Annotated in this window: 10 protein-coding genes and 1 riboswitch; of the genes, 7 read left to right on the forward strand and 3 right to left on the reverse strand. The window is 42.9% G+C overall.

What is annotated here, in order from left to right; translation table 11 throughout:
• Positions 1-31 precede the first annotated feature (31 nt).
• On the reverse strand, positions 32-388 hold the full coding sequence (locus tag ACH0QE_RS15750; protein ID WP_415801528.1) for a response regulator transcription factor: 357 nt from the start codon (positions 386-388) through the stop codon (positions 32-34).
• 192 nt (positions 389-580) lie between these two features.
• Here ACH0QE_RS15750 and ACH0QE_RS15755 point away from each other — a divergent pair, with 192 nt between their 5' ends.
• The 5 genes from ACH0QE_RS15755 to ACH0QE_RS15775 are packed head-to-tail and all read left to right on the forward strand — an operon-like array spanning position 581 to position 4,490.
• Complete coding sequence (locus ACH0QE_RS15755; RefSeq protein ID WP_415801529.1) at positions 581-1,228, forward strand: class I SAM-dependent DNA methyltransferase; 648 nt, start codon at positions 581-583, stop codon at positions 1,226-1,228.
• 23 nt (positions 1,229-1,251) lie between these two features.
• Positions 1,252-1,950 carry a 5'-methylthioadenosine/S-adenosylhomocysteine nucleosidase gene (mtnN, locus tag ACH0QE_RS15760; RefSeq protein ID WP_415801530.1) on the forward strand — a complete coding sequence of 233 codons (699 nt, stop codon included), beginning with the start codon at positions 1,252-1,254 and terminating at the stop codon, positions 1,948-1,950.
• Positions 1,950-2,417: an S-ribosylhomocysteine lyase gene (locus tag ACH0QE_RS15765; protein WP_415801531.1), complete on the forward strand. Its 468-nt coding sequence runs from the start codon at positions 1,950-1,952 to the stop codon at positions 2,415-2,417. The genes mtnN and ACH0QE_RS15765 overlap by 1 nt, the downstream gene beginning before the upstream one ends.
• 15 nt (positions 2,418-2,432) lie before the next feature.
• Entirely contained in the window at positions 2,433-3,356 is a 924-nt protein-coding gene (locus ACH0QE_RS15770; protein ID WP_415801532.1) for a PLP-dependent cysteine synthase family protein, read from the forward strand.
• Complete coding sequence (locus ACH0QE_RS15775) at positions 3,357-4,490, forward strand: bifunctional cystathionine gamma-lyase/homocysteine desulfhydrase (protein ID WP_415801533.1); 1,134 nt, start codon at positions 3,357-3,359, stop codon at positions 4,488-4,490.
• A 185-nt stretch (positions 4,491-4,675) separates the two neighbouring features.
• Here the strand turns inward: ACH0QE_RS15775 and ACH0QE_RS15780 are convergent, their stop codons facing one another.
• Positions 4,676-5,986: a nucleobase:cation symporter-2 family protein gene (locus ACH0QE_RS15780; protein ID WP_415801534.1), complete on the reverse strand. Its 1,311-nt coding sequence runs from the start codon at positions 5,984-5,986 to the stop codon at positions 4,676-4,678.
• Positions 5,983-6,588 (reverse strand): xanthine phosphoribosyltransferase, encoded by a 606-nt coding sequence (locus ACH0QE_RS15785; RefSeq protein ID WP_415801535.1) that lies wholly within the window; start codon positions 6,586-6,588, stop codon positions 5,983-5,985. Before ACH0QE_RS15785 ends, ACH0QE_RS15780 begins: the two co-directional genes overlap by 4 nt.
• A gap of 130 nt (positions 6,589-6,718) precedes the next feature.
• Positions 6,719-6,820, reverse strand: a riboswitch (purine riboswitch).
• Positions 6,821-7,018: 198 nt separating this feature from the next.
• Between ACH0QE_RS15785 and ACH0QE_RS15790 the strand changes: the two genes are divergently transcribed.
• Together ACH0QE_RS15790 and ACH0QE_RS15795 are read left to right on the forward strand one after the other, a co-directional pair.
• Positions 7,019-8,767 carry an ABC transporter ATP-binding protein gene (locus ACH0QE_RS15790; protein WP_415801536.1) on the forward strand — a complete coding sequence of 583 codons (1,749 nt, stop codon included), beginning with the start codon at positions 7,019-7,021 and terminating at the stop codon, positions 8,765-8,767.
• Positions 8,768-8,770: 3 nt separating this feature from the next.
• A partial coding sequence (locus tag ACH0QE_RS15795; RefSeq protein ID WP_415801537.1) for an ABC transporter ATP-binding protein occupies positions 8,771-9,619 on the forward strand: 849 nt, incomplete at its 3' end.

Below are 9,619 nucleotides of genomic sequence, written 5' to 3' on the forward strand. Positions count from 1 at the left end.
GGAAGCCGAAAAAAGTGTCCGATAGTAGCCTTTAATTTAGGAGTCCTTTTATCTTCGACACTACATCCTTCGGGCTGAATGGCTTCAAAATGTATTCGCTGGCCCCTAATTCCTCTCCTCGTTTAAGGTCATGGGCTTCCCCTTTAGCAGAAAGCATGATCACGGGCGTGGCTTTAGTTTTTCTGATTTCCTCTAATACTGAAAAACCATTTCTTCCTGGCATTAAAATGTCCAGGATGATTAAATCAAAGGAATCCTGTAACGCTTTCTCCAAAGCATCATCCCCATTGTCTGCGACTTCCACAACAAAGGCTTCTCTTTCTAAGTACATCTTTAATAAATGGCTAATTCTTTGCTCGTCCTCAGCAACTAGCACTCTCTTTCCCATGTTTTCCCCCTGAAATATCTTTGTTTATTGTAAGTATACACTATTGCAGGGTTGTTTTCTTCAATGGTGAGGGAAATTAATCCCGATAAAAAAATTGATTTTGTAAAACGAAGGTGATATTATGTGACCTATAATGATTTAATCCATACTATACTTATAGGAATTATAATAATTAAATCGGAGTGAATGAAAATGGGTCGAGAATTTATTCCCTTATTTGATGATTGGGCCGAATTTTACGAGGACACAGTGTCTGGGCTTGATATTGAATACAAAGAGGTGTTTGAAAATTATGATAAAATATTAGAAACAGTTGCCATAAAGTCTAACAATACAGTTTTGGAGTTTGGATTAGGTACAGGGAATCTTACCGAAAAGCTGATTTCATTAGGAAGAGTTGTATATGGAGTAGAGCCTTCCAAAGTGATGAGAGAAAAAACAAAAACACGTTTCAAGGATTTGCATTTATACGATGGGGATTTCCTAAACTTCCCGGAGCTTCCTGGAAAAGTAGATTCGATCGTAAGCACGTATGCATTCCATCATTTAACAGATGAAGAAAAGGATACAGCCCTCAAGTTGTACAGCACACTCTTGGGTGAACAAGGAAAGATTGTGTTTGCTGATACTGCTTTTGTAAATGAAGAACACCGGGAAGAACGGCATCGAATCGTAAATGAGCAGGGATATGAAAATCTGCTTGCTGATTTAAAAAGAGAATACTATACAACTCTCGAGGTTTTGGAGAGGCTTTTCGAGAAGAACGGATTTCAGGTTTCTTTTGAAAAAATGAACTCCTATGTTTGGCTGATGGAAGCTGTTAAAGTAAGCAAAAATTAATATGGTATTGGAGAGTTGCAGCAATGAGAGTTGGTATAATCGGAGCAATGGATGAAGAGGTTGATTTACTGCGCAGCAAGCTAGAGGATCGGGAAGATACGATTCTAGCAGGAAGCGAATTTTATCAAGGCAAGATTGATAGTTTAGAAGTTGTGCTCCTTAAATCTGGCATCGGAAAAGTGAACGCGGCATTGGGAACGGCTTTGCTAATTGAGAAATTCCAGCCTGATGTCATCATCAATACTGGATCTGCAGGCGGCTTCCACAAGGACCTCAATGTAGGTGATGTGGTCATTTCCACTGAAGTGAGACACCATGACGTTGATGTTACGATCTTTGGCTATGAATATGGCCAGGTTCCGAGAATGCCAGCTTATTTTGCCCCGGATGACAAGCTTGTGGCTGTGGCAGCAAAGAGTGCTGAAAAAATTGATGGTATCCAGGTTGTAAAGGGATTGATCGCGTCAGGCGATTCCTTTATGAATGATCCAGAGAGGGTAGAATTCATCAGAACCAAGCTGCCCGATTTGTATGCTGCCGAAATGGAAGCAGCAGCAATCGCCCAGGTCGCATATCAATTTGAAAAACCATTTGTCATTATCAGGTCGCTCTCCGACATTGCCGGCAAGGAATCGAATATTTCATTTGACCAATTCTTGGAGACAGCAGCGAAAAATTCCGCAGAACTGATTTTACTAATGTTAGAGGAGTTGAAGAAGTAATGGTAAAGAAAATGAATGTTGAAAGCTTTAATTTAGATCACACGAAGGTGGCCGCACCATATATCCGTTTGGCAGGAACTACAAAGGGTGCCAATGGCGATGTTATTCATAAGTATGATATACGTTTTTGCCAGCCAAACAAGGAGCATATGGAAATGCCAGGTCTTCACTCACTAGAACATTTAATGGCAGAAAATATCCGTAATCATCATGCCAGTGTCGTAGATATTAGTCCGATGGGCTGTCAGACTGGTTTTTATCTATCCGTGATCAACCATGATGATTACGACAATATTCTTGAAGTATTAGAAAATACTTTGAAAGATGTGCTTGAAGCGGATGAGGTTCCTGCCTGCAATGAAATCCAGTGCGGCTGGGCAGCGAGCCACAGCCTTGAGGGAGCAAAAGAAATTGCAGCAAAAATGCTGGAAAAGAAAAATGAATGGCGCCAGGTATTTGCTGAATAAGGAGAGTTAAATGCAATGACGGTTTACCGCAGTATCCATGAATTAATAGGACATACACCAATGGTTGAACTTACCCAATTCCATTTGCCTGACGATGTCCGCTTATACGCAAAGCTGGAATACTTAAACCCAGGAGGCAGCATTAAAGACCGGCTGGGAGTAGAGTTGCTCGACGAGGCGTTCCGTACAGGCAAGTTGAAAAAAGGCGGCACTCTGATTGAGCCTACTGCCGGAAACACGGGGATCGGACTGGCGTTGGCAGCAATCAACAAAGGGATTAATGTTATCTTTGTTGTGCCGGAAAAGTTCAGCTTGGAAAAACAAACGTTGATGAGAGCACTTGGTGCGAATATCATCCATACACCTACTTCGGAAGGGATGGCTGGAGCAATCCGCAAAACGGAACAATTGCTTAAAGATATTCCTTATTCCTACTCACCAGCCCAATTTTCCAATCCGTCAAATCCTGAAACGTATTATAAAACACTGGGACCAGAGATTTGGCAAGACTTAGATGGCAAGATTGATATTTTCATAGCAGGAGCGGGAACTGGAGGAACATTCATGGGTACTGCAAAGTTTTTAAAAGAAAAAAACCCAAGGATTAAGACAGTCATTGTGGAACCGGAAGGATCGATTTTAAATGGAGGCGAGTCTGGTTCCCATAAAACAGAAGGAATCGGAATGGAATTCATTCCTTCCTACATGGATTCTGCTTTATTTAATGAGATCTATACCATTTCCGATAAAGATGCATTTGACCGGGTGAAGGAACTCGCGGCTAGAGAGGGAATACTTGCTGCAAGCTCATCTGGCGCAGCTCTTCACGCAGCTTTACAAGAAGCACGAAAAGCCCCTCCTGGCACAAACATCGTTACCGTCTTTCCAGACGGGAGTGACCGTTACCTAAGCAAAAAAATCTACGAGGAGGGAATTTAAATGAAACGCAAAACAAAAATGATTCACGGAGGTATTCCGGGAGATAAAACTACCGGGGCTGTTTCGTTTCCAATTTATCAGGTAAGCACATACAAGCAAGATGATGTTGGAGTCCATAAAGGTTATGAATACTCACGGACAGGCAATCCAACCAGATTTGCTTTAGAAGAATTGATCAAGGATCTGGAGGAAGGGAAAAGAGGATTTGCCTTTGGTTCGGGTATGGCGGCAATTACTGCTGTCATGATGTTATTTAACTCGGGTGACCACATCATCCTGACTGATGATGTTTATGGCGGGACATACAGGGTTATGAACAAGGTCCTTAACCGTATTGGCATTGAATCAACATTTGTGGATACAACAGACCTTGACGCGGTAAAAGCGGCGATTCAGCCGAATACCAGAGCTCTATATATCGAGACACCAACAAATCCACTTTTAAAAGTAACGGACATTAAGGCATGTGCAGAACTGGCAAAAGAAAATGACTTGCTGACAATCGTGGACAATACCTTCAGCACACCATACTGGCAGACACCGTTGACTCTGGGTGCTGATATGGTGCTTCATTCTGCAACTAAATATCTTGGCGGACATAGCGATGTAGTGGCTGGATTGGTTGTCGTGAACGATGAACAGCTGGCTGATGATCTTCATTTTGTCCAAAACTCTACCGGAGGGATTTTAGGACCTCAGGATTCCTGGTTATTAGTGAGGGGAATCAAAACTTTGGGCCTTCGAATGGAAGCGCACGAGGCGAACACGAAAAAAATCGTAGAGTATCTCTCAGAACACAAGGCTGTAGAAAAAATCTATTATCCTGGTCTGGAAACACATCCTCAGCATGAAATTGCAAAGGAACAGGCAGGAGGGTTTGGAGGTATGGTCAGCTTTGATGTAGGAAGTGCTGAAAAAGCAGCCGAGATGTTAAGCAAGGTAAAATATTTCACACTTGCTGAAAGTCTTGGGGCAGTAGAAAGCTTAATCTCAGTTCCGGCAAAAATGACCCATGCATCCATACCTGCTGAGCGCAGAGCGGAACTAGGAATTACAGACGGGTTAATCAGAATTTCAGTCGGAATTGAAGATGTAGAGGACTTGATTGAGGATTTGGAACAGGCTTTACAATAGAAGACACTTGAGTCGATTGGCGCCTAAAATGCGGGATTTGTGAAAAACAGGTCACCAATAGAGCCGATTGGCGCCCTAAAACCAAGATTCTGGTTAAAAAAGGTACCCAGTAGAATAATAGAATGAAAATAGGCACCGGATCCAACCGGTGCCTTAATTTTATGCCGAAGAATGTTATCTAAACTTTATGAAGCCTTCTGTTCAGCAAACGAAGCTTGCTGGGCTGCTTGATTACTTTTAAATACATTGAACACCAGATTCAAGACAATGGCAGTTAAGCTTCCGGCAACGATGCCGTTATCTGTCAGGATTCGGATGCTGGAAGGCATTTGCGCGAATAATTCCGGTACGGCTGTCACACCGAGTCCCATTCCGACAGAGCATGCAATGATTAATAGATTCTCCTGTGATGCAAAGTCTACCTTGCTGAGCATCTTAATTCCATAAGCTACGACCATGCCGAACATGGCAACCATTGCGCCTCCAAGAACTGGAGTTGGAATAATGGTAGTTAATGCGCCGATTTTCGGCACAAGTCCAAGCAAGACAAGGAAGGCACCTGCTGTGTATATGACATTCTTCGTCTTCACTCCGGACAGTTGAAGAAGTCCTACGTTTTGTGAGTAGGTGGTATATGGAAATGCATTAAAGATTGCACCAAGGATAATCGCAAGTCCTTCGGCTCGGTATCCATTTTCCAGATCATTTTCTTCGAGCTTTTCTTCACAAATATCTCCAAGAGCAAAGTATACTCCGGTTGATTCCACAAGACTGACCATCGCTACGAGTATCATCGTCAGGATGGCTGATACTTCAAATGTTGGCAGGCCGAAATAAAATGGAGCTGGCATATGCAGCCATGATGCTTCCGCAACAGCCGTGAAATTCACCATTCCCATAAAATATGCAACGACCGTCCCTGCACCAAGTCCCAACAATATGGCTATGGCACGAACAAATCCTTTAAAGAAACGAAACAACACGATAATAAATAGCAGAGTACCAAATGCAAGTCCGATATTTGTAAGCGAACCAAAGTCAGGGCTGCCCTGTCCACCCGCCATATTATTCATCGCAACCGGAATTAAAGTTATCCCGATTATTGTCACAACAGACCCAGTCACAACTGGAGGGAAAAACCTGACAAGCTTTCCAAAGTACTTTGAAATTGCGACGACAAATATACCTGAGACAAGGATGGAGCCGTAAATTGCCGATATACCGTATTGTCCGCCAATCGCGATCATCGGCCCTACGGCAGTAAAGGTACAGCCTAGTACCACCGGAAGGCCGATACCGAAGAATTTATTGCGCCATACCTGCAGGAGCGTAGCAATACCACACATGAAAATATCAATCGAAACTAAATAAGTTAACTGTTCTCCTGTTAAACCAAGGGCTCCTCCAACAATAAGCGGAACAATTACCGCTCCTGCGTACATTGCCAGTACATGCTGGATTCCTAATGAAGCAATTTTTAAAGAGTACTGTTTCATCGTGTCAATTCCACCTTTGTCTTAGTTGTATGTTCATAAAAACTGACTACGCAATCTTCAAGAGAGCTTATAATGGCCAATGATTCAACTCGAAAGCCTTTTTCCCTCAGAACGGATCCGCCATCTTGAAATCCTTTTTCGATCACAATCCCGATACCCGCAATGGAAGCTTTTGCCTTGGTGGCTATTTCTGCAAGCCCAAGAGCTGCTTGTCCGTTGGCGAGGAAATCGTCAATGATCAGCACCTTATCGTTTTCTGATAAGTACTGATTTGAAACGGATATTTCGCTAGTTTCTTCCTTGGTAAAAGAGTAGACAGAGGCTGTAATCAGATTATTTACGAGAGTTAAAGATTTTCTTTTCCTTGCAAAAACAACTGGTACATTTAGCTGCAGTCCAGCCATAACAGCGGGAGCGATACCGGATGATTCAATCGTCAGTATTTTGGTGATTCCACAATTCTCAAACCGGCCTGCAAACTCTTTCCCAATTTCAAGCATCAACTGCGGATCAATCTGGTGATTCAGGAATGAATCTACCTTTAGTACAGATGATGACAGGACGCTTCCTTCTTTTTTTATTTTTTCAATTAGCAGTTCCATAGTATTCCTCCTCTGTAATTGAGGGCTGTAAAATACAAAAAAGCCCAAAGCATTGCATTCACATCATAAAATGAGTGAAGCAATGGCCTTGGGCTAATAAAAAGCTGCGGGCAAATAGAGGTTAAATACGTCCCCTGCATTGCTCACTCATAGTCGGATCATTTACGGTAATCCGGTAGAAACTTGCAGGCCATATCCCCGCGATTATATGAGTGAATGATTAATTTATAGATTATTATATCACTATTTTATTTTCATTCAACCGATAAAAACAAAAAAACCGAACGATTTATTTATGTGCACAAAAAATCTTCGCCTTTTTATGTGTAGCCGTAAAATTTATAGTCTATCTCCAATAGAAAAAATCTTCCCCATTTTACAAATATTTGATAAACTATTTAAGCATTTGAGGGGTTTGGGGGATATACATATGAGCGTATTCAAGGATTTATTATGGTATTTCAAGTCGGAGAAAAAGGCCTATCTGACAGGGGTTTTCCTCCTGTTATTTGTGGCGTTTCTCCAGCTTGTCCCACCGAGGGTCATTGGAATAATCGTAGATGAGATTACCAATGGGACGCTTACGGCAGGGAAACTTGGAAAATGGATGTTTGTATTAGCCGCTACTGGACTGGCGATGTATTCGCTCAGGTATTACTGGCGGATCATGATTTTTGGTTCAGCGGTAAAACTGGCCCGATTATTAAGGAATCGGCTGTATGCCCATTTCACCAGTATGTCGCAGTCTTTTTACCAGAAAAGAAGGACAGGGGACTTGATGGCTCATGCGACGAATGACCTTTCGGCGATCCAGCAGACAGCAGGTGCCGGTGTCCTGACGTTTGTTGACTCTGTCTCAACCGGCGGCTTCGTTATCATTGCAATGGCAGCGACAATCAGCTGGAAGCTGACTTTAATTGCTTTGATTCCAATGCCGTTTATGGCTGTGCTGACTAGCTGGTACGGGACGATGCTTCATAAAAGGTTCCATAAGGCCCAGGAAGCTTTTTCTGATTTGAATGACAAGACACAGGAAAGCATCACGGGAATCAAAGTTATTAAAACTTTTGGCCAGGAAAAAGAAGATATTGAGGATTTTCGCAAACAGTCAGAAGATGTTGTGAAAAAGAACATTTCCGTCGCGAAGGTTGATGCTTTATTTGACCCAACGATTTCTATCATTGTTGGCATCTCATTCTTCTTGTCAATTGCTTTTGGGGCAAGGTATGTAATGAACGGTGAACTGACAATTGGACAGCTGGTATCTTTTACTTCGTATCTGGGCTTGTTGGTTTGGCCGATGCTTGCGTTCGGCTGGTTTTTCAATATTGTTGAACGTGGAAGGGCTTCCTATGATCGTGTTTCAGCTTTACTTGATGAGAAAATCGACATCCAGGACAAACCGGACGCCCTGGATATTGTTCCGAATGGCGACCTTAAATATGATATTGAGTCATTTACCTATCCTGGCGACCAGGAACCTTTATTAAAGGATATCAATTTTGGTTTAGGGAAAGGGCAGACGCTGGGAATTGTCGGAAAAACTGGAGCCGGTAAAACGACATTATTGAAGTTGCTCATCCGTGAATTCGACCTATCCGAAGGGAGCATTAATATTGGCGGCAGGAACATCCAGGACTATAAGATGGATCGATTGAGACAGGCGATTGGATACGTCCCACAGGATCATTTCCTTTTCTCAGCAACTGTCCAGGAGAACATTGCTTTCGCGGAACCTACTGTGGATAAGGAGGTCATCTATAATTCAGCTAGAGTGGCGAACATCCATGATGACATTCTTGAATTTACCGATGGCTATCAAACCGTTGTCGGAGAGCGTGGGGTTTCACTCTCAGGCGGTCAGAAGCAGAGGATCTCGATTGCCCGCGCATTGGTGATGAATCCGGAAATCCTGATCCTTGATGATTCGTTGTCAGCGGTCGACGCAAAGACCGAGGAACAGATTTTATCAGCATTGAAAGAAAATCGAAAAGATAAGACAACAATTATCACTGCACACCGTTTAAGCGCCATTCACCACGCTGATCTGATTGTTGTCCTTGAAGATGGACAAATTGCAGAGCGCGGAACCCACGATCAGCTGATGGAGCACGACGGCTGGTACAAGGATATGTATCTAAGGCAGCAGCTTGAAGAGCTTGTTGAGCAGGGAGGGTGACCAATGGAAAAAACGCCTGTACTAAACGCTAAAGAGCAGCGTTCCGTGCTGTTCCGGCTTCTTGCTTATGCAAAGCCACATTTAAAAATGATTTTTGTCGCATTCGGATTCCTGCTGCTCGCCACTGTTGGGGACGTACTCGGACCGATATTGGTGAAAATTTTTATCGATGATTACTTAAGAGAAGGCTACTTGCCTTTCAAGCCGCTGTTGATTCTCGGTGCTGCTTATATTGGCATCCAGATCCTCAATGTGCTCGTATCTTATTTTCAGCTTCTGAAGTTCCAGGAAATTGCACTGAAAATCATCCAGCAAATGAGGATCGATGTCTTTACAAAGGTGCAGCAGCTTGGATTGAAATATTTCGATAAAACGCCTGCCGGCTCACTTGTATCCAGAGTGACCAATGACACCGAGGCAATCAAAGATATGTTCGTCAGCGTCATAGCGACTTTTATCCAAAGCGGATTCTTGCTGTTCGGAATCTTTGTCGCAATGTTCATCCTGAATGTGAAACTGGCTTTGTTCACAATGCTGATTTTACCGTTCATTGTGTTCATCATGAGCTTGTACCGAAAGCTGAGTTCAAGGTTTTACCAGGATATGCGTGAACGCCTGAGCCAGCTGAATGCAAAGCTCAGCGAATCACTCCAGGGTATGTCGATCATTCAGATGTTCCGCCAGGAAGAAAGATTGAAAAGGGAGTTCGGTGAAATTAACGATAAGCATTTTGACGCGGGCATGAAGAACATCAAGGCAGATGGACTGTTGTTGCGTCCCGCTGTTGATCTTGTCTATACTCTAGCGTTAATCATCGTACTCAGCTTTTTTGGGATTACTTCTTTTGACAGT

Source organism: Mesobacillus sp. (assembly GCF_047739415.1).
Taxonomy (GTDB): Bacteria; Bacillota; Bacilli; order Bacillales; family Cytobacillaceae; genus Mesobacillus.